The sequence below is a fragment of the Oribacterium asaccharolyticum ACB7 genome (assembly GCF_000238075.1).
GTDB classification, from domain to species: Bacteria; Bacillota; Clostridia; order Lachnospirales; family Lachnospiraceae; genus Oribacterium; species Oribacterium asaccharolyticum.
Window position 1 is genome coordinate 405,364 of the sequence record NZ_JH414506.1, and the last position, 25,657, is coordinate 431,020.

25 protein-coding genes and 2 pseudogenes are annotated in these 25,657 nt (G+C 40.1%); 7 read left to right on the forward strand and 20 right to left on the reverse strand.

Features of this window, described 5'->3' with window-relative positions; translation table 11 throughout:
- The 4 genes and pseudogenes from HMPREF9624_RS09825 to HMPREF9624_RS09845 all read right to left on the reverse strand — a co-directional run.
- Positions 1-271 (reverse strand): annotated as a pseudogene (locus HMPREF9624_RS09825) (ABC transporter); the annotation flags it as partial.
- A gap of 2 nt (positions 272-273) precedes the next feature.
- Entirely contained in the window at positions 274-942 is a 669-nt protein-coding gene (locus HMPREF9624_RS09830; RefSeq protein ID WP_009537610.1) for an ABC transporter ATP-binding protein, read from the reverse strand.
- Positions 943-1,164: 222 nt separating this feature from the next.
- On the reverse strand, positions 1,165-2,472 hold the full coding sequence (locus HMPREF9624_RS09840) for a sensor histidine kinase (protein ID WP_009537611.1): 1,308 nt from the start codon (positions 2,470-2,472) through the stop codon (positions 1,165-1,167).
- 23 nt (positions 2,473-2,495) lie between these two features.
- The gene (locus HMPREF9624_RS09845; protein ID WP_242822644.1) at positions 2,496-3,248 is read right to left on the reverse strand and encodes a response regulator transcription factor; all 753 of its coding nucleotides are present in this window, start codon (positions 3,246-3,248) and stop codon (positions 2,496-2,498) included.
- 413 nt (positions 3,249-3,661) lie between these two features.
- Here HMPREF9624_RS09845 and HMPREF9624_RS09850 point away from each other — a divergent pair, with 413 nt between their 5' ends.
- Together HMPREF9624_RS09850 and HMPREF9624_RS09855 are read left to right on the forward strand one after the other, a co-directional pair.
- A complete protein-coding gene (locus HMPREF9624_RS09850) occupies positions 3,662-4,684 on the forward strand; it encodes a hypothetical protein (RefSeq protein WP_009537613.1) in 1,023 nt (340 codons plus the stop codon).
- A gap of 24 nt (positions 4,685-4,708) precedes the next feature.
- Positions 4,709-5,188: a hypothetical protein gene (locus HMPREF9624_RS09855; RefSeq protein ID WP_009537614.1), complete on the forward strand. Its 480-nt coding sequence runs from the start codon at positions 4,709-4,711 to the stop codon at positions 5,186-5,188.
- Between the two features lie 167 nt (positions 5,189-5,355).
- On the opposite strand, the gene HMPREF9624_RS09860 is transcribed toward HMPREF9624_RS09855, so the two are convergent.
- The 3 genes from HMPREF9624_RS09860 to HMPREF9624_RS09870 form a co-directional block, all read right to left on the reverse strand.
- Positions 5,356-5,916 carry a hypothetical protein gene (locus HMPREF9624_RS09860; protein ID WP_009537615.1) on the reverse strand — a complete coding sequence of 187 codons (561 nt, stop codon included), beginning with the start codon at positions 5,914-5,916 and terminating at the stop codon, positions 5,356-5,358.
- A gap of 87 nt (positions 5,917-6,003) precedes the next feature.
- Complete coding sequence (locus HMPREF9624_RS09865) at positions 6,004-6,651, reverse strand: hypothetical protein (RefSeq protein WP_009537616.1); 648 nt, start codon at positions 6,649-6,651, stop codon at positions 6,004-6,006.
- A 328-nt stretch (positions 6,652-6,979) separates the two neighbouring features.
- Complete coding sequence (locus HMPREF9624_RS09870) at positions 6,980-7,450, reverse strand: GNAT family N-acetyltransferase (protein WP_009537617.1); 471 nt, start codon at positions 7,448-7,450, stop codon at positions 6,980-6,982.
- Between the two features lie 368 nt (positions 7,451-7,818).
- Between HMPREF9624_RS09870 and HMPREF9624_RS09875 the strand changes: the two genes are divergently transcribed.
- Together HMPREF9624_RS09875 and HMPREF9624_RS09880 are read left to right on the forward strand one after the other, a co-directional pair.
- Positions 7,819-8,454, forward strand: coding sequence for an L-2-amino-thiazoline-4-carboxylic acid hydrolase (locus HMPREF9624_RS09875; RefSeq protein WP_009535089.1), 636 nt, complete (start codon positions 7,819-7,821; stop codon positions 8,452-8,454).
- 147 nt (positions 8,455-8,601) lie between these two features.
- On the forward strand, positions 8,602-9,105 hold the full coding sequence (locus HMPREF9624_RS09880) for a hypothetical protein (RefSeq protein ID WP_009535090.1): 504 nt from the start codon (positions 8,602-8,604) through the stop codon (positions 9,103-9,105).
- A gap of 74 nt (positions 9,106-9,179) precedes the next feature.
- Here the strand turns inward: HMPREF9624_RS09880 and HMPREF9624_RS09885 are convergent, their stop codons facing one another.
- The 6 genes from HMPREF9624_RS09885 to HMPREF9624_RS09910 form a co-directional block, all read right to left on the reverse strand.
- Positions 9,180-9,587, reverse strand: coding sequence for a type II toxin-antitoxin system VapC family toxin (locus tag HMPREF9624_RS09885; RefSeq protein WP_009535091.1), 408 nt, complete (start codon positions 9,585-9,587; stop codon positions 9,180-9,182).
- Positions 9,571-9,819 (reverse strand): type II toxin-antitoxin system Phd/YefM family antitoxin, encoded by a 249-nt coding sequence (locus HMPREF9624_RS09890; RefSeq protein WP_009535092.1) that lies wholly within the window; start codon positions 9,817-9,819, stop codon positions 9,571-9,573. Before HMPREF9624_RS09890 ends, HMPREF9624_RS09885 begins: the two co-directional genes overlap by 17 nt.
- A gap of 210 nt (positions 9,820-10,029) precedes the next feature.
- A complete protein-coding gene (locus HMPREF9624_RS09895; RefSeq protein ID WP_009537618.1) occupies positions 10,030-10,746 on the reverse strand; it encodes a lysophospholipid acyltransferase family protein in 717 nt (238 codons plus the stop codon).
- 181 nt (positions 10,747-10,927) lie between these two features.
- Positions 10,928-11,653, reverse strand: a complete 726-nt coding sequence (locus HMPREF9624_RS09900) for a TraX family protein (protein WP_009537619.1) — start codon at positions 11,651-11,653, stop codon at positions 10,928-10,930.
- A 55-nt stretch (positions 11,654-11,708) separates the two neighbouring features.
- Complete coding sequence (locus tag HMPREF9624_RS09905) at positions 11,709-13,076, reverse strand: FAD-dependent oxidoreductase (protein ID WP_009537620.1); 1,368 nt, start codon at positions 13,074-13,076, stop codon at positions 11,709-11,711.
- Positions 13,077-13,302: 226 nt separating this feature from the next.
- Positions 13,303-14,073, reverse strand: a complete 771-nt coding sequence (locus HMPREF9624_RS09910; protein ID WP_009537621.1) for a HEAT repeat domain-containing protein — start codon at positions 14,071-14,073, stop codon at positions 13,303-13,305.
- Positions 14,074-14,260: 187 nt separating this feature from the next.
- Here HMPREF9624_RS09910 and HMPREF9624_RS09915 point away from each other — a divergent pair, with 187 nt between their 5' ends.
- Positions 14,261-14,878 (forward strand): uracil-DNA glycosylase family protein, encoded by a 618-nt coding sequence (locus HMPREF9624_RS09915; RefSeq protein WP_009537622.1) that lies wholly within the window; start codon positions 14,261-14,263, stop codon positions 14,876-14,878.
- Here HMPREF9624_RS09915 and HMPREF9624_RS09920 read toward each other — a convergent pair.
- The 3 genes and pseudogenes from HMPREF9624_RS09920 to HMPREF9624_RS12335 form a co-directional block, all read right to left on the reverse strand.
- Complete coding sequence (locus HMPREF9624_RS09920) at positions 14,875-15,759, reverse strand: acetamidase/formamidase family protein (protein ID WP_009537623.1); 885 nt, start codon at positions 15,757-15,759, stop codon at positions 14,875-14,877. The two genes, HMPREF9624_RS09915 and HMPREF9624_RS09920, sit on opposite strands and share 4 nt — an antisense overlap.
- A 52-nt stretch (positions 15,760-15,811) precedes the next feature.
- The gene (locus tag HMPREF9624_RS09925) at positions 15,812-17,083 is read right to left on the reverse strand and encodes an ATP-binding protein (RefSeq protein WP_009537624.1); all 1,272 of its coding nucleotides are present in this window, start codon (positions 17,081-17,083) and stop codon (positions 15,812-15,814) included.
- A 284-nt stretch (positions 17,084-17,367) separates the two neighbouring features.
- Positions 17,368-18,003, reverse strand: a pseudogene (locus tag HMPREF9624_RS12335) (PLP-dependent transferase); the annotation flags it as partial.
- Positions 18,004-18,547: 544 nt separating this feature from the next.
- On the opposite strand from HMPREF9624_RS12335, the gene HMPREF9624_RS12055 reads away from it, so the two are divergent.
- Complete coding sequence (locus tag HMPREF9624_RS12055) at positions 18,548-19,195, forward strand: DUF3137 domain-containing protein (RefSeq protein WP_242822645.1); 648 nt, start codon at positions 18,548-18,550, stop codon at positions 19,193-19,195.
- A gap of 98 nt (positions 19,196-19,293) precedes the next feature.
- Here the strand turns inward: HMPREF9624_RS12055 and HMPREF9624_RS09940 are convergent, their stop codons facing one another.
- Complete coding sequence (locus tag HMPREF9624_RS09940; RefSeq protein ID WP_009537627.1) at positions 19,294-20,775, reverse strand: DUF2828 family protein; 1,482 nt, start codon at positions 20,773-20,775, stop codon at positions 19,294-19,296.
- 510 nt (positions 20,776-21,285) lie between these two features.
- Between HMPREF9624_RS09940 and HMPREF9624_RS09945 the strand changes: the two genes are divergently transcribed.
- Positions 21,286-22,284 carry a WYL domain-containing protein gene (locus HMPREF9624_RS09945; protein ID WP_009537628.1) on the forward strand — a complete coding sequence of 333 codons (999 nt, stop codon included), beginning with the start codon at positions 21,286-21,288 and terminating at the stop codon, positions 22,282-22,284.
- Positions 22,285-22,395: 111 nt separating this feature from the next.
- Here the strand turns inward: HMPREF9624_RS09945 and HMPREF9624_RS09950 are convergent, their stop codons facing one another.
- From HMPREF9624_RS09950 to HMPREF9624_RS09960, 3 genes are all read right to left on the reverse strand, one after another.
- Positions 22,396-23,451 (reverse strand): hypothetical protein, encoded by a 1,056-nt coding sequence (locus HMPREF9624_RS09950; protein WP_009537629.1) that lies wholly within the window; start codon positions 23,449-23,451, stop codon positions 22,396-22,398.
- A gap of 20 nt (positions 23,452-23,471) precedes the next feature.
- Entirely contained in the window at positions 23,472-23,888 is a 417-nt protein-coding gene (locus tag HMPREF9624_RS09955) for a YjdF family protein (protein ID WP_009537630.1), read from the reverse strand.
- A gap of 419 nt (positions 23,889-24,307) precedes the next feature.
- Complete coding sequence (locus HMPREF9624_RS09960; protein WP_009537631.1) at positions 24,308-25,603, reverse strand: ATP-binding protein; 1,296 nt, start codon at positions 25,601-25,603, stop codon at positions 24,308-24,310.
- Between the last annotated feature and the right edge of the window lie 54 nt (positions 25,604-25,657).

The window sequence follows — 25,657 nt, forward strand, 5'->3', positions numbered from 1 at the left end:
AGGTCTGGTCCAAAAGAAAGTTTTTGATTCCGTAGTTGGAAAATCGGGATTCAAAGGAATAAAAACCGATGTCGGAGGAAATTCTTTTGCTAAAGGTTGCCAGGCTGTTTCCGATGATACCGATAAATACAGCAATCCCCAGCATAATATTCGGCAGCATATTCGCCTGAATATTGTATAAAAACATATACCAAGCCAGCGGAAGAAGAATCGTAAACAAGACAAATCTTCTGTTTCGTAACACCTGCTTTAATTGAATCATACTAATCATTTTTAGGCCTCCTTTTCAACCTTTTCTCTATAAAACTCTTCAATCGTTTTCCCCTGCCGGTGAATCTCTTCTACGGATTCCGTTGCAGCAATTCGTCCATTCTTTAAAATCATCACCTTTGTAAAGAAGTGATCAATCTGGTTAAAATCATGGGTAACAATCACGGAAGTATATTTTTCCTTCTCCAGAAGCTTCCAAAACCGGTCTACGGATTCCAGGTCCATTCCGGTGGTTGGCTCATCCAGAAAAATCAGCTTCGGAGAATTTAAAATGCTGAGTAGTAAGGAAAGTCTTCTCTTTTGCCCGCCTGAAAGACCGCCCACATATTGCTTTTTAAAATCCTGCAAGGAAACTTTTTCCAAGGCTTTATCCACATCTATTGCAATTCGATTCATCGCACTTTTTAGCTGTACTAAATCCGAAACCGTCAAATCCTCGATCAAAATATCGCCCTGGGGCATCATACCGATTTCTGTCTGATAATCCAGCGCCGTTTTCACGGTACCGGAATTTGCCTCCAACTGACCGGCAATGATTTTCATCAGCGTGCTTTTTCCCGCTCCGTTATTCCCCAGTAAAGCGACCTTTTCTCCTTCTTCTATGGAGAAGGAAACACCTTTTAGTACCTCTTTATTTTTAAAGGACTTCTTGATTTCATCTACTCTAAACATCTAAGTGAACCTCCCTTTCTTTTTTGTTTACGAGGCTCATTATAGAACGTATGCCGGAAGAGAAAATAAGCTTGTCGCGAACGGTAATTCTTTTGTCGCGAACGGTATTTTTCTGAAAAAGCCAGACTGAAAGAACATCGTATAGAAGCAAAAAAAGATTTTTGAAAGGAGTATCGCACAAAGAAGCGCACGAAAATAGACCTTAGACAAGGCTTCCAAGGTCTATTTACAAAACTGAATGGTTTGAGAAAAAAGATGATTAGCGCTGCGGGTACTGATGAGGGATTTCGGGTATTTTTCCAAAATCGTATGCACGTTATAAAGACCAAGTCCTCTGCCTTCTCCCTTAGAGGAATACCCCTTCTCGAAAATAGGAGAAAGCTCCAGTTTTTCCGCCTTTGTGCTGTTTTCCACCACCAAAATGAGCGTTCTCTCTTCACGAATCAAGGCGATGGCGATTTTCGGAACTTCGGCAGTAAGACATCCCTCTATGGCATTGTCACAGAGAATGGAAAGAATCTTGATAAAATCCAGCAGTTCGATTTGAAAATCATAAATCTCTTCTTCTATCTCCACAGAAGTCTCTATCCCCTTACTCTGGGCCTCCAGGAGCTTCGCGGATAAGACACTTTTTACCGCATCATTTTCAATCCGACTTAATTTTGCAAGGTCAAATTTACTGCTATAAAAGGGCTTTCCGCTGTCCTTAAGAACCGTATTGTAAATGTTTTGAATGCTGTCAAAGTCTTTCCGCTCAATTCCCAGCTTCAAGCTGGTTAAGATATTCATATAGTCATGGCGAAAACTGCGAATCTCTCCGTATAATTCCTCCACATGATGACTGTATTCGGAAAGCGCCTTTAGCTCACTGTCCTTTTGCTCCAGCACTTCCGCTTCCAGTCTTTCCTTGGAAACGGCATTGATATATAAAAGCACCACGAAAAAGATAATGATATAGAGATTATTCAGCTGTCCCCGAAGGCTGTCCGCCCAAGAAAATCTGTCACGCAACATCAAAAAGGCTGTAATCAAAACAGTGTAAACCATCATCGAGAGATTGATCGGCAGTAAAAAACGGCGAAAAAAACCACGCGCAAAGCCTTTCTTCAGCTCCTGAAAATTGATTTTCAGGGATTTTATAATAACAAGATAGAGGGGGAAAACCAGAAGTTCAATCAGAAGATCATATCCGCCGATACTCGCCTCATTATAAACGGAAATGCCAAAGAACGGAAAAACATAGAAGGCCAGCAGCCTTCCCAGCAGACTTTCTAAAACAATAGGATAAAGGCCGTAAAAAAGTTTCAGCCCTCCGTCTTTCTCCCGATTTCGATAGAAGCTGTACAGCACGAAGCTCACAAAATACCCGAAGAAAGCAAAGGGCGGAAAAAAGAAGAACAATAACTCAAAAAGAACCGGAACAAGGAGAAAAGACCAGAGAGGCATATTTTCATCGCTAATCTGACGATAGAATAGCATCACATTGACGATTTTCACATATTCAATTGTCAGATTGATCATAGATTCCATACATTCTCCTCTCTGAAAATATTTTACTGCTTCATCGACTTCATCCGTTCCAGAAGTCCTCTATACTTCATACGGGAAATCAGACAGCTCTCCTGATTCTCGAATATCGCCATTTTCCCCTCTTTATCAATCTTCACAATGTTCTCCGGATTGACCACAAAGGAGCGGTGGCATTGGTACAGTCTGGAATCCGCCTTTTCCAGGTCGGAAAGCCCTGCATAGAACTCAATTCTTTCCTCTTTGGTATGTAAAATCACCTTATGGACGGTAGGCGAAGACTCAAAATACAAAATTTTATGAAAAGGAACCTGCACTCTGGCCATGGCCGTTTCAAAACTGAAAGAATCCTCCGATACAGTAGCGCCAAGTTTTTCCAACGTGTACTCAATAGCCGACTCCACACGCTCGGAAAAATGTTCCTCATCCAAAGCTTTGTCAATAAAGTCCAGTGCCGAAACCTTATAGCGAAAGGTAATCGGCATAAATTCCGAATGAGTTGTCACAAATACGATAGTGGCATTGGGATCCCTGCTTCGAATTTCTTTCGCAATATCCAGCCCCTTCTTTTCCTCTCCTCTAATCTCAATATCCAAAAAGAAAAGCTGATGAGAACCTCTTTCCGTAATCGCAGTAAGAAGCTGCCCGGCATTTCCAAAGATTTCCGGTGTCTTACAAGATAAGCTCTTCCTACTAATCAGCTCCTTAATCACCTTTTCAATGCGGGATTGTTGTATTCTTTCATCCTCTAAAATAAAGATTTTCAGCAAGTCTCTCACTCCTATTAAATAAATTCTTTTGGCAATTTCCGAATTCCTATTAAATAATCTATAGTAAAAAATATGTGAATTTTAATTATAAATGGCAAAAATCCGCTATTTCCCAAAAGCTACTGCTATACGCTTCAAAAATAATCGGTTTATTTTACCATGCTTTGCCTGAAATAGAGTAAGTTTTTCATTGCGTGCTTAGTATTTTTTTATTTTGAGCTTTGTGGTTTTTCACTGTTTGATTCGCTCTTTTTTCGTTGAGGGATTCCTATTTTTTCATTTTATGCTTCGCAGTTTATTTTCTTTCGTCCCCTTCATAAAAATGTTATACTGTTTTCGTTAACAGATGCTAAATGCCAAGGCTCCTCTTCGCTTACGACACTGCTTAAGAAAAACACTCTATAGGAAAGGAGAAAGGAAAAGTGGATTCTTTTCGATTTGCATTATCTTTCGCTCTTATTGTATGCCTTTCTTTTCTCCTTACCTTTTATATTTATTTTCGGCTTTTATACGGCGTAAAGAAAAACCGGGAAGTCCCCAGGTGGATTTATAAATTCGGGCAGGCTTTTCAGGGTAGAGTTCGTGTTGAATATGAAAATGCAACGACTTCCGCAGCCCTTCGAGATGCCAACATTTTCCTTTTTTCCTGGCTTCTTTCCAATGTTCTAATCTTTACTTTTTTGTATTACAAAAGCGAAAACTATTATGCAGCTGTCTATCAATGTTGTAAACTGCAATTCCTTATCCTGCTTTTAGCTATGATACTTCATTCCCTCTTTCAGTTTTTTAGAATGACTTTTCATTCTTCACGGGAAGCCCGTCGTTGGTATTCCACAACCAATGCACTTTCTTGGGTAGCCTTCTTCTCCGGCTCCCTTTTGGCTTCCTTTGTCTCTACCATGGGGTTTCCGGAAAGCCCCCTAGCCGCACAAATTGACGAGACGAAATTGACTATCGGCAGCACAAAAGCCTCTGCACTTTTAGATGCGGGATTTTCTTTTACAGGGAAAAGCGCTGAAAGTAAAGTCACCAACAAAAGAAATGACCCCTTTTATTACGGTGAATATCTGGAAATTACAAAGGACGGAAAATCCTACGGTTTTATGAGTGTGACCCCTACTTGGAAGAACGAGGATGCATTAAAGAATTGTACCATTACCTATTATGAAATCCCCGAAGATTGCGCCCAATTAGCAGAAGTCCAATTTAACCGGGTGAACTTAGCTGCACTCTCCCTTTCCGACTTTCAAACCAAAAAAATCACGGATATTTTCTCTTTAAAACCCGCTAACTATAAAGAAATTCAGAATGAGAGCTATTATGTTTTGACTATGCAAACAAAAGACTATGCATTATGGAAAAACTATAGTCTTTATGCATATTTTGATACAAATGGCGTTGTATTCCACTACGGAATCCGCGCTCAACAGTCGATTTGGGAATGATTCTATCAGTAAAGGATAATGAAAATGAACTTGTTTAACTTTGAATTTTTTTTCGGCCTTATTGTTTGCCTCTCTTTTCTTCTCACCTTTTATATCTATTTGCGACTCCTTATCGGCGTAATAAGAAAGCGGGAAGTCCCTCAGTGGATTTATAAATTCGGGCAAGCTTTTCAGGGAAGAGTGCATATTGAATATGAAAATGCAACGAATTCCGCCGCTCTTCGGGATGCCAACTTATTTCTCTTTCTTTGGCTTTTGGTCAATGTTTTGACCTTTGTTTTTCTATACCATAAGAACGGAGACGCTTATGCCGCTCTCTATCAATGCATGAAAATGCCATTTGCTACAATCATCGTGGCTTTAATAGTCCACCCAATCTTGCTCCTTCTTAGAATGCAGTTCAGTTCTTCCGAAGACGCTTATCATATCTACTCCACTACCAATGCAGTTCGTGGAGCGGCATTTTTTTCCGTCTTCCTGCTGGCTCTTTACGTCAATATGTAGAATTTCCGTACAAGCCCGTGAAACACCTCGAAGTCTGAAATGAGCAATTGTATCTGCTAAGCAGGCAAACCGTCGACTATTCGTTATGGAAAAGCCATCCCTCGGCATAACATTTCATGCAGATTATTCTCTTACCAACTACGGAATTCGCACTCAAGGGAAATGCATTAATATCCTGCTTCAGCCAATAGGAAGGGAAGCATAATCCCTCCAAGAATCATCCAAATAGCAATATTAATACCAAAAACAGACAAGAAAAACATAGCAAAAGAACTTCCCTTTCGAATCTGTACGGTAAAGCTGCTGAAATCCACAGGCTTTTTGATAAGGAGGTTTCCTATGGAAGCCTCTATTCTTTCTCTGACACTTCCTTCTCCATCTAAAGATAAGGTATAATTTCCCTCTTCCACGTAAAAGGAGTAGAGTTCCACCCTTGCTTCCCTAAACCCGCTTACGCTGGTCCGCATCAAATTGGGAGCAAGATTGACTCTGTTCCCTGTCGCCTCCTCTACCAGCTGGAAACCGATTTTCCCAAGAGGAGATTTCGTGAATTTCTTCCCGCTAAGCCAAATCCCGTATTTCCCCTGAGGAAGGTAAACTCTTCCCTCTTCCTCTAAACAGGGCATTTCGAAGAATAGCTCTGCCTTCGCAAAGCGGATAATGTTTCTAATGCTGACAATCAATAGTGCAATTCCCATTGGGATCAATAAAAAACATAAATTTCTCATCTTGTCTCTCTTTCTAAAATGCTATCTTTACTGTCATTCTTTAAGAATACATAATATCTTTGCTTGAGAACGGCATAATGTCTTTGTTTAAGAACGCATAAATAATATAAACTTCAATCCCAAGATAGCACAAATCGCAGTGATTATAGATAAAATTTTCCCCCTCTTCCAATATCGCACCGTAATATACAGACCATCCAATATATCAAAGCCGGGAATGCACTGGAAAATAAAGTGCAAGATACATTGTCCCAAAGTCCAGCCCTTTTCTTTTCTGCTCAGTAAAATCAGACAAATGGCATAACAAAGTCCTGCTAATCCCGCCATAAACGATATTCCGAGGAAAAGTGGTGCAACAACTAAGCTCATGGCGAAGAAAAAGGGAGCAATGAATAGGGTGGCCGGTAGTACCAGCATCACAAAGGAAAGCCCTATTCCGCCAAGTAAGACCACAAGAAAGATTGCCAAAAAAATCAGTACGGCAGGCAGAGAACTGTATTTAAAGAAAAGGAAAGCCTTTATGCACCGCTCACTATCCCCTCTTTTAAAAATTTTAAAAGCCTCCACAATCTGAGTGATTAAAAAACCGGTAAACACAAGGGCAAATAGGATATTCAATAAGACATAAAGCTGTATACTGAAAACAGGGTTTGCCGGAAGTAGGATGATAAAAGCAATCCAAGTGTATAATATAAAAATATGAAAGATTCTGAGAATCCATGAAAAATGCTTCATAATCTCTACCTCTAGCTTTCGAATGTATTGATAATTTCTACTGCCGATCCGGCAATTTTAGACCTATACTTACCTGCTCTGATCATCTCTTACTTTGCCTATTATTATCTTACATTGCCCAACTGCTATACTATTTACTTTATTTCTCAAAAAACATCCTAGTATTTTATGTTATGGAACGCAATAAAATAATCATAGCGCACTCTACCTTATTGAAAGTTTATACATCATTTTTAAACCAGAGTGTGTTTCCAAGATGGACTTTTATCCGGAAACGGGACAAACAGAATAGAAAGCCGGTTGAGAAATCCGAACTTAAAACTTATCTTTAATCTTTTTCATAGAAGACAATGTCCATACAATCATTAATCTTATCCATTCTTCCGGTCAGATGATAGCCCATCTTTTCGTACAAATGAAGATTTCCTGCTTCTTGCAGTATTGTGTCCAAGCACCAGTGATGGCAACCATGTATTTTCTCTACCGCAGAAATTGCCGCTTGGGCATATCCTTTATTCCTATACTCCGGCATAATCCAGATTGGAGAGATTCGTTTTCTACTAGTATCTTTCTTGTCAATCACACGAATGACTCCAACATTTTCATTTTCAACAACAATAAAATAGTAAACAGTCCAAGGCTGTTTGTACCTTGCAATGATTTTCTCCAGCCCCTCTGCACCGGGACTCATATCATAGTCTTGATATTTATCCAATAATTCCGAGAAAGCCTTTATTTGCATTTCCCATATGGCTTGCAAATCCTCTCTAGTAGCAGTCTTTAATGAAACCGTAGCCATTAGATGACCTCCCTCTATATGCGGTAATCCCTATTACTGTTTAACTCCATTATACAGGTAAATCTGCGAAGTTTACAAAACCAAAGTCATTACCTATGGTCTATTAAGAAATAAGAAGCAACATAGAATTTATAAAAGTTAAATATCCTGTCTTAAACAATCAGGATGAAGAAACGAAAATTCAACATAGACAAAATGGCTGAAAGTGTTAAGCTACTATTAGTTAAACGCAACTAATGCAATATTTCTTGTTCTATCATTATGTTATCTCATTATGTTTTATTCCTAGAGTTATGTAGCTCATACGGTTTGTACTAAATAGCAGAACCTGAACTACATTGATGAAGAAGTTTAGCGAGGTGAGTGTAATGAAATACAAAGGAATCTATTTTAACTTATTCAGTTTATTCTTGAAAAAACCGATGATAAAAAAGTTCGGAAAGGATAAGACGAGGGAAAGCTTACAAAAAGGACGTATCTTATACCGGGAAATGCTGGAGAACACGGAAGATGTCGGAGAGAAGAACCCTATGGCGCACAATATTTACTCCGCCTATGTTTTTCTGGCAGTATGCAGGGCCGGTAACTTTTCGGTGGAGGATTTTAGAGAAATAATCGCTGCATTTATGGACAATCGCATCATAAGAAAAGCCATGAGCTCCATAGATTTTAATAAAGAGACGGACATGAAGAAATTTGCCGAAAGGATGCATAAGGCGGAAGAATGGGCGGAGGCGCATCCGGAATATCAGGACAAAACCTGGGATTTTCATTTTGATGAAAAGCGACATAAGGACGGCTTTTATTATCACTTTACAAGATGCCCTTTGGAAAAATTCGCAAGAGAAAATGGCTATCTTGATTTATTACCTTTGTGCTGTGACATTGACCACATCGCGGTTGAACGAAACAAAGGAGTATTGCATAGAGAGCAAACGCTGGCGACAGGAGGCACAATCTGTGATTACTGGTTCGTGGGGAATCAAACGAAGAATCCGCTCTAATAATCCAAAGAGATAATGGGTTCCACTAGGAGAAATGCCCAAGCGTGATGTGGCACGCTTCGCGAGCGATACTCGTTAAGAACACAATCCTTCATACCTTTGAGCGATTCCAATACAGAAAAAACTATAGAAGGGAGCTAAGATTATATGGGCTATTATTTGTTCTATTTATTCTTTGCCTTTATCATTTGCCTTGCCTACAGCTTCTCTTTTTATCTTTATCTTCTTTTGGAGTTTGCCGTTAAGCAGAAAAAAGAAGTACCGGATTGGTTTTATCGTATCGGGCAGAATATGCAGGATCGAATTCACCGGGTTAAATTAGAAGATAGGACGAACTATGACGGACTAAAGCGGAGCCGTTTTTTTCTTCTCGGAATGCTTCTTTTAAGCTTCTTTACCTATCTGTTCTTTCACTCCCAAAGCCATGCTATTTCTTCCGCACTTTTAAACTGCGGAAAAGCACAGTTTGTCATCTGCTTTGTGATGAAAGAACTGACACAATATTGGAATTTAGGATCCTCCCCGAAGGAAAAGAGAAGTTATTATTCCCCAAGTTTTGCCGTAAGTGGATGCTTCATCATCAGCTCCGTTCTGCTACTTCTTTTTTTAGTAAGCATGGAACAACTACGGTTTCACATTTCCTTTCCATAGATTTATTCCCCAAGTCCTTTTCAATCATTGCCACCTTATTCGGGCGTCAAGAACCCCAAAGGAATCCACACCCCTCACAACCTTGACAAAAACTCTGTCGCGGTCAGTGCTGTAACATCACTTTCCCTAAAGTCCCTCTCATTTCTTGTAATAATATAATCAGCATGAATCCTCTTCGCTGTAGCCGACTGAATGGCATCTTCAAAATCATCCCATTGCATTTCTGCGGCCGAACTCATATCGCTTACATTAAGATTCTCAAATATAAAAATGAGCGAAAGTTGCTTTAAAACTTCGTTTATTTTCTCTGCATCCAATTCTTTTCGCATCACATAAACCAGATTGGCAAAAGTTAGAGCTGAAACATACCCCTCCACCTGCTTCGTCTCACAGATCTTCCAGATTCCAACAGAGTCTTTGAAGTAGGGTGTTCTTCTCTGAAGCACATCCAGAAGAATATTTCCGTCAATTAGTAACTTCATACTTCTCCTTCAAACTTTTTTCTCTCGCCTTATCTATATCCGTATCACCTATCAGTATCCCTACAAGAGAATCCGTTAAATAAGATATCGCCCTTTCTCGCGGAATAAATCGGCCCACCTCTTTACCGTTTTTTGTGACAATAATCTCACTGCCCTCCTGAACCATAGCAAGATACCTGCCAAAGTTGTTCTGCATCTCTGTTGCTGTAGCGGTTGCCGTATTTCCTATCATAGTATCACCTCTCTTTTATATTAGCTAATACCAATATATACTTTTTTAGCTAAAATTCAAGATTTCTCTCATAAAAAAAGCACTGCAAAAATGCAGTGCTATCACCTTCATAGAAAATTAAACGAAGAATCTGATCTTCTATTCATACGTTCTAAAATTACTCCTTCAGGTACAGCAAATAATCATTTTTAAAAAAAGCCAATAATGCCATCATTGGTGTATACGTTGCTCTTCATAAATCTGAGCAATCACCGTATGTACGTATTTTGCCATCTGTACAGTATTATTCAGTTCAAGTGCTTTTGGATTAACAATTTCCCCAATACGAATACTCACATTAGCCGGGCGAAAGCTATGAAAACGCTCATAACACTCCTCTGAATTATAGAATGAAACTGGAACAATACGCGCATTTGCCTTAAAAGCCATTTTAAAACTACCGGGTTTAAATTCCTCCACACCGTCTTCCTTCGTTCTTCTTCCCTCCGGAAAAATAACGACTGAATACCCGTTTTCTATTCTTTGAATGCCTTGATTAATAACTTCTATTGACTTTTTGATATCATCTCGTTCTAAAAACAAGCATCCTATATCCCGAAACCATTTACCAATAAATGGAAATTTTTTAATCTCACTTTTTCCAATGAAAATCAATGGTTTCTCCATTATTGCAACCATTATTAAGCTGTCAAAATTACTTCTATGATTTCCAATATAAACCACGGGTTCATCATATATGGTACAGCCTTGAATATCTATTTTTACGCCTAATAATTTGAGCATTTTTCTTGCTATTTTTTTCAAGGTATAAAAATTTGCATCATGTTCAGTTTTCTTGTCCTTGTATTTCAAATGATGAATCAATCTTACCAGATAAGAATATAACATAGCTCCAACAAAATACAAAAATGCAACAATCAATCTCATAGCAATCTCCATTCCAGCACATTCAGTAGGCGGCACAAATAGTTATAAAAGTCTCCATAACTAACTAGCGAAAGTCTAAATTTCAGTATCGCATAAGTAAAAACTATCTTTTAAATAAAATAAGCAAACGCTAATCTACTAAATATTGAAAGGCTATTTTGAAAAGCCTAGTATTAAAAAGCTATATATTGAAATACAAGCGTAAAAGCCCCAGTATCAAAAGATGCACCGGATAGAATGCATAATTCAGCCACTTACTCTGTTTTCCTCTTTCCCCATTATACGTTAGGCATAATCCAAATCCCAGAAAAGAATAAATCTCCTTTATGATAGACAGAAATCCAAGCCCTGCGCCCCAAAGGGGTTTTTTATAGAAAATATAAAAAAGATAAGCCACTATTACTGCATGGAAATCATAGTCCAGGCTCAAAAACATTGCCAAAATACTAAAAATCCCCACAAGAAGCAAAGAAAATCCGTACCATAAAATTCTGTTCGGAATTTTCCTTTTGAAACTGTCGATGATCCAAATACCACTAAGACATAAGGCCAAAGTAAACATCATGTTATTCCAATTTGGATTAAAGAAGACTTTTGAGGTAAACAAATCAAAGGGGACCTCGGAAATTACGCCAAAAAGAAAAAGAGTCAGAAGGTACTTTATCCGATTTCTCGTCTTAAAAAATCCTTCCACTAAAAAGAACATAAAGAGGGGAAAGGCAATCCTCCCCAGAATCGAAAGCAGATTCGATACCTGAAGCAAAAAGCCTTTCCCTTCTAAAATTGGTACTAGCAAAGCATTATTTACATGGTCAAGAAGCATGGAAAGAAACGCAATATATTTTAATTGAGCGCCATTAAGGATTTGGTACTTTTTCAAGCGATTTTCCATGGGCTTTGGAGACATAATTTTTCCTTTTTTCTATTTTTCACAACATAAACCATGCACTAGTTCTGTCGAACTATTTTACCGCCCCGAACAAATCGTTTAGCGCTTCCGCCATGGTCGGGTGGGTGAAAATCTGGTTCCCAAGCACCGTGTAGGGCTGCTTCGTCATCATCGCTAAAACTACGATATTGATCACTTCGTGGGACTCTTCACCGAACAAGGTCACGCCCAAAATCTGATTGTTTTCGGCATCTACAACTGCCTTGTACAGTCCGGTTTGATTTCCGAGGATTTTCGCCTTGGGAATCGCGGTAACCGGTAAGGTCGCCACTTTAATTTTGTAGCCTTTTTCTCTCGCTTCTTTTTCACTGAGTCCCACTCTGGAAAATGTCGGATGAAGAAAGGCGGAGAAAGCAAGCGGCTGGCGATTCTTTCTTTCGTAGCTTCCCTGATTATCCAAAAAGCTCTTCACAATTCGGAAATCATCTAAGGAAACATAGGTAAACTGCGGACCTCCGTTAACATCTCCCATTGCAAAAATGTGCGCCTTATTGCTCTGCAGGTGTTCATTTACCTTGATAAAGCCTCTTTCGGAAACTTCCACACCCGCATTTTCCAAGTGCAGCTCTTCCGTGTTCGCCTGTCGTCCGGTCGCAACGAGAAAGGCATCTACGGAAAGTTCTTTCTTTTCTCCATTTACCGTGTAGGAAAGGTGAACTGCATTTTCATCCTGCGATACCTGCTGAAGCGCCGCGCCAAAGAAGAAGTCCACACCTAATCCCTGATAAGATGCAAATACTTCCTTCGCTACATCCTCATCTTCTCTCGGTAAAATCTTATCACCTTGGTCAATAATCGTGACCTTTGTACCGAACTTCGCATAGCTCGCCGCAAATTCCAGTCCGATAAATCCGCTTCCAAGAATCGCCAGGCTCTTCGGGAATTCTTCCAGATCCATCAGCGTTTCGCTGGTATGAATGCGTCTTCCGACTTCCAAACCGGGAACACTTGGGATAAACGGTCTTGCGCCGGTATTGACAAAGATGCGCTCCGCATAAACTTCAGATACCTCGCTGCCATTCCTAACCTGCACGGTATGCTCATCTTTAAAAGAAGCCAGTCCGTCCAGCACTTCAACATTTTCATTGCTTGCCACCTTGTCGTAATTTGCCTTCTTCAGCTTAGCAATCAATGCCTTCTTCTGTAAAACGGTATTTTTATAGTATTCCGCATCACTTCCTCCGCTAAAGCTTCTTCTATCCGCAGCGGTCGCCAGAAACTTAGAGGGAATGCAGCCTACATTGATGCAGGTTCCGCCGTACATCAGAGGGGATTTTTCCACCAAAACGGTCTTTTCACCCTTGTTTCCCAGATAATTCGCGAGGGTCTTCCCCGCCTTACCGAATCCGATAATTAAGTTTTCTACTTTTTTAGTTGTCATGTTCTTCTCCTTTAAATTTTAGTAATATACATATCAAACGCATCAAAATCAGCGATAACTCACCTACAAGAAAAGTGATTCACTTTTGACCCGTTAAATTTTCAAATAGGAAATGTCAACGTATTAATCATAAAGCGTGAATGGGAAAAAGCCATATTGAAAGTATGAAAAGAGTATTAAATCGATATAGCTCAATAAATATCTTTTATCCATGACTTTCCACACCTTACTTCAGCAAAAACCGTAGCGCAGAGCGTCTTGCTTTTTCAATTTGCGCTTCGTCTTCCGCTTCCAACGCAGACGCACTAAGCCATTTTTTAGAAAATAAAGTTTGTGCCGCTTCTATCATGATGCCGGAGGCCTGTAAATCCTTTTCTTCTTCGATTGCTTTTGCAAAATCTTTCTTCGTTTCTTCTTGTAAGATTGCTCCATTTACCCTATGGAAAGACATTTGCATAAGGCTGCTCGCTGCCCATGCTCGGCAAAACGCGTCCCGGTCTTCCAGCATTTTCCTTGTCAAAAAAGGAATCTCCCGCTCCCCGGCCACCCAGCCCAGGGCAATTAGGCATTTCTCACGAAGGAAATCCTCTTCCGTTTCGCTAAATCGAAGGAGAAAGGGAAGGAGTTCTTCGCAGTAAGAAGAAAAATACTCTCTATGTCTTCCCTGCGAAAGAATTTCCGCAAGAAGATAAGCCGTAAACACAGCTTCTCTAAGCTCTTCGGAGGCTTCCTCCCGCTGAAGCAAAGCATCGGATATTTCCACTTTCTTAAGTCTTTCAAGTAAAAAACGAAGCCCCTCTTCTCCATGTCGGCCAAAACTGCTTTCCAGTCGCAGATTTTTCTCCTCTTTCCAAGTCCGACAAATCAGTCGGAAATGCCCCTCTATATCCGAAGAGGCCCCTAATTCCGCAATGAATCTGATTCGTTTTCCATCCGGAAAGTTCTCCTTTTCGAGTGCTTCGTAGGTCTGTTCAAAATCTTCCGTTTCGTTGGACATCACACGTCTCCTTTTCCTTCTAAAAGCAAAATGAATGGAATTCTATTGCTTTCTTCCTAGGGAAAATAAAAGAAATTCTATCGCTTTCTTCCCGCCACAAAAAAAAGAAATTCTATTGCTTTCTTCCTATGCTGAAAGGTGTTATTCTTGTATTTTAGGTGATATTTTAAAAAAGGACTACCAAAATATGAACAAACAGAATTCCGCTTTACAGCAAATCATCGCAGAAATAGAACATTTACCGGAAAATCAAAGCTATACCGAACGGGGAATTCCGCCTATTTTTCAGTTTCATAAAGAGGCGAAAATTCTTTTAGTCGGGCAGGCACCGGGAAGAAAGGTAGAGAAATCCGGCATTCCCTTTCATGACCTTTCCGGAAAAAGGCTGATGGAGTGGATGGGGATTCCCGAAGAAATCTTTTATGGAGCGTCCATTGCCATTGTTCCCATGGACCTTTATTATCCCGGAAAAGGAAAGGGCGGAGACCTTCCTCCCCGGAGCTTTATGCGTAAATATCACGATGAAATTGTGGCGCTGCTCCCCAAGATTGAGCTTCGGATTTTAATCGGGAAGTATGCCATTTCCCACTACGATAAAAAAGGAGCAAAGCTTCCCTTAAAGGAACTGCTTTACTCCTATTCTATAGAGGACGAAGCGTCCTCCTCGGAAAGCTGCTCCTCCCCTATCGATTTTCCACTGGTACATCCCAGCCCTTTAAATTATGGATGGATTAAGAAAAATCCCTGGTTTATGGAGAAAAATATTCCTCTTCTGCAGAGACTAGTGAAGGAGAGAATAAATTAAAATAAGCTCTTCATGACCTTCTTCGGCACGCACATCATCACGGTTCTTTCCGGATCCACCACCTGACAAAAACGTAAGTCTCCCACCGCACTGAGAAGCATGCCGGCTTCATTGAAGGAAAGCCCCAAATTCTCCTGTACTCTCTCATTCATGATGCGTACCGCATGGAAAATCGCTTTTTCTATCTCTTCGTGGGAGTAGATTACACCACAAATTTCCTCATTTTCCAGCATAGGTGTTTCAATGTGGATTCCCTTAATCACGGACAGTCTTACCTTCACCTCCGCGGAAATTTCCACACCGCTGACCATCACTTCTCCGTCTCCCATAGCAGCGTGCACATCCCCCAAAGAGAAGATAGCTCCGTCATGGAATACAGGAAAATAAAGGCTTGCCCCAACTTTAATGCGCTTGTTGTCCATATTTCCGCCATGGCAGCCCGGTGTACCGCAGTTGATAGAACCATTTTCCGGGGCAACGCCGATAACGCCAATCATGGGCGTAACATCAAAAACAAGCTTATCGGTAAAATGAACCTTGCCGTCTTCCACTTTGATTCGTTTTACGGACTCCTCTTTCACCAAAGAGCCAAGGACTCCGTTCTCCGGAAGGGCACACATTACGCCCTGCTTATCCAAAGCAATTTCCAGAATTTCCACCTTGAGGACATCTCCTACCTTTGCATTCTGCACATAGACAGGCCCGGTAGCAGGATTGATACGGTCCCAGTTCAAAGTGCCGATGCAGGTTCCCTCTTCGCTAAGCTGGTTATCAAAGCAGTCGTGGGTACGGAAAAGGACAGTTTCTCCGTCCATCACCTCCGCGACACATTCATTTTTAGCGTCAAAAGCAAAGATTCTATTATTTTCGATGATTTTCATAGATTCTTCCCCTCCATAAAACCGTAGCATAACTTACGAACTTTTTATGCCATTAATTTTTCAAGCAAGTAATCGGAACAACATACACACCATCTTCTCGTCTATAAGCAAATGGAGCCACGCCACACAATACCATCAGAAATGCCGGCTCTTTCATTTTATCGGTGTCGATTTTATCTGCCAATTTCAAAAGACTTTGCGCACCTTCATTAATCAACTTATCTCCACCTAATTTTACCTCTATCAAGCCATAACTTCCATTTCTTAAATGAAGAACCGCATCACATTCAAGACCACTCTTATCTCTATAATGATATACATTACCATCTAATACATCTGTATATACCCTCAAATCTCTAATACATAGATTTTCAAATATTAATCCCATAAGTTCCAAGTTATTGATTAAATCCGTGGGACCAATTCCTAGAGCGGCTGTCGCTATTGAAGGATCCACGAAATACCTTGTATCGGCTGTTCTTATGGCAACCTTAGATCGCAGATTTGGATTCCATGCCGGAGAATCTTCGATAACGAATATTTTCTTTAATGCATTTAAATATCCATAAAGTGATTCCTTATCAAAGGTTTCTATATCATTACTGATAACATCCGCTCTAATTGTTTCCAAAGAAGATTGTGTCGCAACATTCCGAGCATAAGACCTCATAACACGTTTTGTTCTTTCCTGATTTCTTTTTAAATTATCCACTCTGGAAATATCATCTTTTACAACTGCATCATAATAATCAAACGCTTGCTTTAAAGCAATTTTTTCACTTCGATTCAAAGCTGTCGGCCAGCCGCCTCGACATATTAAAAAAGCAATTTTTTCAATACTATCATGATTTACAGCGGAGATATCTTTCCCATCAAACAAATCCATTAATGATACTTGCCCACTGGAATCTCCGGATTCATATAAAGACATGGGTCTCATTTGCATACGTACGATACGCCCGGTTCCTGTATGCATACTTTCATCCAATACAGCAGGAACCGATGACCCGGTCAAAATAAATTGTCCGAATTCTCCCCTCTGATCAACCTCATAACGAACTGCATTCCAAAGATTACTGGAAATCTGCCATTCGTCTATCAGATGAGGGACTTCGCCGATAAGAAGATTCAAAGGATTTATTCTCGCCATTTGCTGATACTGTTCCGTCTTATCCGGGCTATCCATTTCTATAACACTTTTTGCTACATGTTTTGCAGAAGTTGTCTTTCCACACCACTTCGCCCCTTCAATTAACACAGCCCCTTTCGACTCTAAGTGTTCTAACAAAAGTCTATCCGAAACCCTCGGATAATATTCTATCATTATGATTCCTCCTACTAGTAAAATCCTCTTGATAATAGAATTTAAATCCCAAATAACTTCCAATATACAAAGACTAAATTGTTTTTATTAGAGAAAATATTTATGGGTTCGAGTATTTAGCCGACCATAATCCGAGTGTTTGGCTTTATTTAATCCGAGTATTTGGCTTTCTATAAACCGCGTATTTGGCATATTTTCATAAAGTATAGTATAAGGTTAAATCATCCGTCAATAGATAATAAGGCCTAGTAAAAAAACCGGCAAAACAGGTATTTTCCCCATTTCATCTGTCTGTGGGTGGTGGATGCAGGGTGCAGCACACAGGTTCTGGCATCTGCAACGTGGATAACGATGGCAGCAAGCTTCAGAGAATCCATAAACTTTACAGCCGCGTCTCTTCCGCCAACTACACCGAAGGAAATAACACCGCAGGAGCCCTTTGGCAGATATTTTTTAGCCAATTCATGCTGGCTGTCCTTTTCCAGGCCGGAGAAGGAAACCCAGGATACCTTCGGGTGCTTTTCTAAATGCTTTGCTAGAGCTAAGGCATTTTCATAATGCCGTGGTAGGTTTCGTCAGGAGTGGTTAGTCCCGGGAATTTCTCGCTGTACTTCGCCCAGTCAAAGTTTCCTGAGTCCACAACTGCACCGCCAACAGAGTTCGCAAATCCATTCATATATTTTGTGGTGGAGTGTGTTACAATATCCGCTCCCCATTCAAAGGGTCTACAGAAAATCGGGGTGGGGAAGGTATTGTCCACAATTAATGGTACGCCATGCTTATGTGCTGCCTTGGCAAATTTGCTGGGAAGTCTCGTATTTGAAGGTTGTGGATTGCACAATGGGAACCACTCTGGATTCTCCCTTTTTCGGCTCATAGCCTCCTTGCACACAGATGGTATTGATGTTGTAATTTGCCATAGTTACTACTCCTTTCACTTGTTCCGCCTACTATAAATTGGGGATATCGATTGTCAAGGAAAGTACTCCAGTCCCCCGCAAACCCTTAATAAAACTCTTTCTATCTCTTCTATCGCAGAATTTTCTTCCTTGTGCTATACTTAAAAAACTTTAAAATATGTCTCAAAATAAGAAAGGAAGAACGATGCATCAAATTGATTTAACAGAAGAAGAACGGCAAAAGCTTAGAGAACTTTGGACGTCTCCAAAATTCAAAAAAGCTCGAAAAGCAATGAAGAGAAGCTTCTACCTCGAGGAAAGCCCTGTCTTACCTTTTCTTATCTTGTTCTCCGCTCTTCCGTTTTTAAGTATTTTGGTTTCGCCTATCCTGATATATCTCGGGAATCACTTTACCGTATTTCAGGGCATATCTCTGCTTTTTAATAAGTATCTTTGGGTGATAGTTTGTTCTTCTCTCCTGGCTATCGTTGGTCTATACATCATAGCCGCAATTCTTAGTATTATTTTTAAAATAATAAAAATACCGGATACTAGGGAAGTCTATTTGAATCGAATACTCCCTCCAATGATGAGAATCATTCTTCCCAAGGCAGAATTTGACGGGAACAATAATCTTCCTCTAAATGCATTTAAAAAAGCGGTGCCGATTTTTTCTTATTACTACCCGGCCGGTTTACTGGATTTGCAGGAGCAACCCGAGCTAAAAATCACCGACTTATATGCTTACTCTCCCCAAAAGGGAAAAGACAGGAAAGGTTTATACGAATTCTACGGGCAAATTTATACTTTACAATATCATTCTCATTTTGAAGGACAGCTAAGAATTGTTCCCACGGAGAAAGTGTGGGGGAAAGAAACAAATGGAGGGCATTTTCCTGCCTGTGACGGAGAAAAGAAAATCGATGTAGAAGATATTACCCACAATGAACATTACAATATCTTCTGCACCGATGAACAGGCTGCGCGAAAATTTCTGACACCGACTATGATTTCCTGGTTTGACAGACAAATTTCTTCCGGGTTAGGCTTTTCCTTAAACGACGACCGAATTTACTTGATAGTGAAAAGCGACTTGGCCTTATTCACTCCCCCAAAGAATAAGAAGGCATGGAAAAAATGGAATATGGAGAAAACCGCCCGACAGATAAAGTCCATGGTGGCTTCAGCTAGAGAACTTGCGGAAATGTTCTAACTAAAAAAGATATACTATATGCTCTACGAGCGATATTGTTAATAAAAAAAGCGGAAAATGCTGTTCTTTTTCAGCACTTTCCGCTTTTTGTATCCTCTCTACGCACAAATCCTTTCGTAGCGTTCGGAAGACAGCGTTTCCAGCATAAAGGAATAAGGATCCAGAATCCCCTCGGACAGCATGGAAAAAATCTGTGGAGAAGTCCCTGAAACCAAGGCCACTCCCTGCTCATTTTTCGTAACAGGCTGCTGCTGATTTCTGCTGTTCACATTCCAAAATACAATTTGCGGAAGCTTGTAGCCATACTTTGCAAACTTCTTTTTTGCGCACTCAAAATTCGTCATTTCCGCATGGTTCGCACAATAATCGAATTCCATGTCCGAAATAATATAGAGTTTTTCAGGAATTTCCTCCTGCTTTGCCTTGTTTTGAATAGCTGTTTTCAGAATTAAGTCAAAAGTTCTCTGTAAATCCGTATTGGCACACTCATTAAAGCTTACGCAGTACGTAAGTTTATCTACAATATCTCTGCCTTGCACCTCCACCAGTCTCGGATTTTCGGAAAAGGTAATAAAATGCTTATGAAAACAGCCCTTGTTGTGCTCCGCAAAATAAATCCCTAAAGACTGTGCCACTGCTGCCGGCATATAACCGGAGCCCCAGCCACAATACATAGAACCGGAACCGTCCACTACCGCAAGAGCATTTTCCGCCCCTGTATAGTCAGGAAGAGACTTCCAGGTGACGTCCATAGAACGACGTTCCTCTTCCGTGATTTCCTCTTTCTCCATATCTCTACGGAAAATGGATGCTACGACATCATAGGGCGTCAGGGTTCCTGTATTCATTACAGATGGATTACTTTCCGCCTTATCCAAAAAGGCAGAATATCTCTCCCTGTCATTTCTAAGAAAAGCCAGTCTGTACTTATACAAAGCTTTAGAGGGCTGCTTCTCATAGGAAAAAGAGTAATCCTTCTCCCGAAGATAATTCTCCATCAACTTTATTTCCGCCCGCAGAGAAACAAGGACTTTACGATACTCCGTATCGCTAAAGCCTAAAGCTTTTGCAAGTTTCTTGGCTCTTTTAACGGTATCCTTATTGCTGGTATTCACGGAAGGAAGCCATTTGGCCAATAAAGAAACGCTCTCTCCGATTTTCAGGGCAGCAAGATCCTTATCCAACTGCTCTTTTATGAAGCTAAGCATATCCTTTTCGCAAGGTCCGTCCAGAAGGGAAAGAAGGTCATCAAATCTCCCATACTCGGGAACATTTGTGATATTCTTTCGAACGGACTCCGCCTCATGAAGAGAAAGCCACTTCCATATAGACCGAAACACTCTTCTCTCCCCAAGGCCACCTCGAATGTCTCTTGCGAAGAAAAGAATTTTCATAGCTAAATTCCTGTCTTCCGTATAGGCCTTGATAAATCGGGAAATGATTTCACTGTCCTCAGCATTTCGCAAAGCACCAATGGTGGCAAAAAGATCCAGACAGTAAGAGTTTGTGCTCCTGTTGGTAAGAGCGCCATTCTCCGTATATGTCAGATTCTCTTCTTCTCTTAAGTCCTCTAAAAACATTGCTCCTACCTCCTTTTAAAAAGAAACAGCCACAAGATACTTTGTAAGGTAAGGGGTATTCGCCCCTTCCAGCAGGGGGAGTTGCACCCCCGAAAGCGCTCGGACCTTAGTAATCCCTGGAGTGCAATTCTCCAACAATCCTACGCCCCCGGAAGCTCCGGGACCTCAGCCTTGCGCCGGCTATCTCAGCCAAATATCGCCATGACATTTTTTGCTGTAGGTATCTTTCCGACTGTTTTACTTTGCTTAGGGAATAATCCTAAGCTATACAAGACACACCGGACTAACCGCCCGCATTTGATCTAATTCCAAACATAATTGCTTGCTGTATGTGTCTTTCGTGCCTTTATGATATATCGTTTTTCAGGAGATAAAAAGCTGAGGAATATAAATATTTTTCAACCCCTAATTTATTGTATAAGCACTATATTTTCGTTATTATTATGATATTAAACAAGTCCATTGTGGGGGATTTAATTTGGAGATTTTTCTTTTAAGAAGGTGGGAATTATGACAGAGAAGTACAAGATTTATATCCCGGAAGAGATGCGATTACGCCTTTTGAATGATGCGGAGCTCTTTGATTTTTGTAAGAAGGACGGCTCGGTGAATCTGAATGGATTTTTAAAGGAGCTTTTGCTCCAATATTTTGATGAATATCGTGAAACAAAGGAAAGGCTCCTCGATACTATTTTATCCGACCTCAGTGCATTTTCTTCTATTTCCCGAGAAGACGCCGATGCCATCGCGGATAAAATCATGAACAGCTATATGCGAAATACGGAATTCAAGAGTGAGCGAAACGCTGCCATCACCTTAACGGTCAGCGGACGCTCTTTGGACATTATGCATTCTATTGAAAATAATATGCTCTCTCGGGTTTCTCTCTCCCAGTATCTTAATGACTTTTTCAGCTCCTACCTATCTATTTCCAGAAAAGACCGTGAGAGAATTCTCTTTCAAGATATCTTTGAGGAGTTAAACACTGCCATTCGAAAAAATAGTATTATCCGTTTTACTTCCACTTCCGCTCCAAACGTTATTTTTACGGTTCAACCTTATTGTATTGCCGCATCCAAAGAGGAGCAGTGTAATTATCTTCTTTGCTTAGACAACGAAACCGGCATACCCAGATCCTTCCGTATTTCAAGAATTCGTGCCTTATATAGCTCTTCCGATAAATTCATTCCGAATGAAAGCCGAAAACTGGAGCTCCAGGAAATTGCCGGAAGAAGTCCTCAATCCACATCCAAAGGAATTGAAGCCGAAGTCCGCTTAACGGAAAAGGGCCTGCAAAAGTTTCATTTCATTACTAAAAACAGGCCGGATGTATTAAAAAAAGAAGAAAATACTCTTTATTTTAACTGGCCAAAAACACAGTTGGAAGAATATTTCCATCGCTTCGGAAAAGAGGCAGTGATTCTTTCTCCGGATGATTGTCGGGAGTCCATGCGGATCTTTTACAAAAAAGCATGGGAAGCATATAGGAAGAAGGAGAAGGGGGAATAAAAATCAATAGGCTTTTCTATGCAGGACAGGTCTGAATATAGGGCGAGTTTAGATCCCCCATTTTCAGACCAATCCTACATAAAGACTCTTCCTTTTTGGATCTTATTCTCTCTACTCTATCCCTTCTATCTTGCAAAGCCCGATTTCTATCAGTCCTCTATCATACAGGGCGGTGAGACAAAGCTCTCCACAAATGTTGTGTAAGCTATGCTTTGTCATGCCTCTTGGCATAATAACATCCGTATATTCTCGCTTACTAAGAGAAAAGAGCTTCTGCTTTCCCTTCCAATCATCATTGTTAAAAAGCGGTGTGAGAATGAGATAATCCGAATGGGTGAAAGTTCCGTTCACCCCGGACTTTTTTCCTCCCGTTTTCAACTGTTCCGACTCAAAGAGCTTTTCTTTTACCTTGCCCTCAGGGGAAATTTTTGCCAACGCATAATAGTCCATTCCCCATTTGTTCACTGAGCCTGTGCTTTCTCCCGAAGTATAGGCATAAAGTACATCATTTAGCATTTTTAAACTGTCGATTTTCGGAGCATCCTTCGTCCTGTCATCATGGTGGGTTAAGGCATTTTTCTCTATTTCCGAAAAGCATTTCCACTTGGCTTCTTTTTTTACAGGATCAAAGTCTAAAAGGGCAAAACAGCGGGACAGACCGTAATACACTTCCCTTTCAAAGCAGACGGGAATCAGTCTTCCCTCTGAAACAGTCTGAAAGTACCGCTCTCTTGCATTGTCCGGCAGCACTTTGCTAAAGGGCAAAAATCCATTCTTAATCGTGATGATTTCCGGCGAAGAAAAATCTCCGGTAAAATAGACAATTTCTTTCTTTGCCTTGATTACCCCGAAGCCGTTTCCAAATGAAAAAAGCAGCGGATCATTTTCCCGGTCCAGGAAGTCCTCCCCAAGCTCTATTTCCTGTATGCCGATTTCGGACAAGACAAGAACAGAGTAGGCTTCCGGCGCTTCTTCCTTCCTTGTTAAAATGAGTGCTCTCACCCCTTGCTCCGGACAGGCATGAAACATAAAGGCATTTCCTTCTTCTATGGAATCGGCGCCTTGCTTTAAAACGCTACCTCCTGAAAGAAAACCTGTGCTATACACATAGGTATATGCATTTTCCGGCTTGTATTTTTGTATAAGGCTTAGTTTTAAAGCGGCCATGCTATTCCTCACTATTTTCGTTATCTGCCTCTATGTTTTTCTTTTTTCTTCGCTTGCTTCAGCATAAATTGCCGTTCTTCCTCGATGCGTTTTTGTTCTCTGTTTTTTTCTTTACGCTTTTGTTTGTTCTCTTCATGCTGTAAACTTAACGCCTGTTGCGACTTCGTCCCGATGCCAGCACGCTGCAATTGTTTTTTTGCCTCTCTTTGTGCTCTTTTCGGATTCTGTTTTCTTTCCTTGACTTGCGTTTTGACTTCCGGACTGAATTTCAGCTCATAAAAATGCTTTAAGATAAAATCACGTACCTCCAAGTCCTTGGGCTCTGCACCGAAAGTCACCTTCGCAACGGATAGGCGATTTCCCTCTGTTTTCTCAAAAACGCCCACCCAAAAAGTTCCTTCAAAAAGCACTGTCATTTGACAAGTCATCTTGTCCATCTTTGTCCCTCCAAAATTACTTTATGAACAAAGAATGGACAACCCGGAGGGGAAGGTTACTTACCACAAGATTCTGTGACGGCCGGGCTACCTACCGGCTCTGGCATAGCTCTTTGTATGCGTTGCGTTTTTATCTTTGCTGTGTACACAATTGATGAAATTTTTTCCATCGCCTTCTATCATAACGATGGAAAAATATATTGACAATGCTCTCTTTTTCTTTTGTATCAACTGACAAAATTTTTACTCTATTCAAGATGATAGAATCGTTTGCAATGGAAGTTCTTTACAAAAGATATTTAGTACCTCTTAAAAACAGGAATCGAATAAGAATAAACTTTTTCAAGGGACTTTTTCTCGGTTATTACAACTTTTCCAAGGGACTTTTGTGGTAATTCGAAGATATGACTATGCAGCAGTTAAAGATTTATTGCATTTTCATCCAAAAGAAAATTCTCCAATCCAATGTATAAAATACCTGCATCATCATGTCGGGGGATAATATTATCTTTTACAACTACAATTTTCTTAAAGGAATCATCTATTTTTTTTAAAGAAGCGGTTTCTTGTTCTTGCTTCTCCTTACTGTCTATGTGTAGTGCAGACTGAATATAATATCTTTCATGCCCTTTATTCATTACAAAGTCCACTTCCAGCTGAATTTTTTGCCTCTTTCCGTCTTTTTTGCAATCATATTCCACTACCCCAATATCCACATTATATCCTCTACGAATTAAATCGTTATAGATTATATTTTCCATGATGTGGGTCTCTTCTACTTGCCTGAAATTCAATCTGGCATTTCTTAGCCCGATATCTGTAAAATAATACTTATGTGGCGTGGTAAAATACTTAGCCCCCTTAACGTCGTATCGATTTGCATGGGATAACAAATATGCTTCTTTAAAATACTCCAAATATTTCGAAATGGTACCGGAGGATATCTTAATTTGTTTTTCCGAGAGAAATCTTTTAGAAAGCTTACTGGGATTGGTAAGAGAGCCAATCGCCGAAGAGGTAAAATCCAATAATACTTCCATAACCTCTTTATCATTCTGTACCTTGTTTCTTTCCAGAATATCTTTTAAATAGGTTTCTTGAAATAAATCTTTTAAATAACGATTTTTCTCCCCATCACTTTTCAAACTATAAATATAGGGCATTCCGCCATATATACTGTAATGTTGGAATGCCAATGACTTATCTTCTACTACTTCACAAACTTCCGCAAAAGACAAAGGATTGATATGAATTTCATCTCCTCTATCCCTAAATTGAGTTAAAATATCTCTGGACAACATTTTTGAATTACTGCCCGTTACGTATATATCTAAATTATCCCGCTTCATAAGTCCTAAAAGCACATCCACAAAAGTCACCGTCTTTTCGTCGCTTTCAAGATAGGGATTCTTCACAGCAATCGACAATTGGATTTCATCGATAAACACATAGTATTTTTTCGTTTCATCCTGCGTTTTTTCCTTGATATAATCATTTAATTTAAACGGATTCCTATACTCCAGCGTATCTATTTCATCCAATGCAATCGAAATGATTTGTCCATCTTCGATACCGCTTGATAGCAAATAATCCCGATACAAATGGAAAAGCAAATAAGATTTCCCACATCTTCGGATTCCCGTGATAATCTTTACTCTACCGTTATCCTTTTTCTCTATAATTTTATGGAGATAAAAACCACGTCTAATCTGCATATGTAACTCCTCTCAAAAAATTAAGGTGGAATTCCACCTTTTTTTCACGAGTCT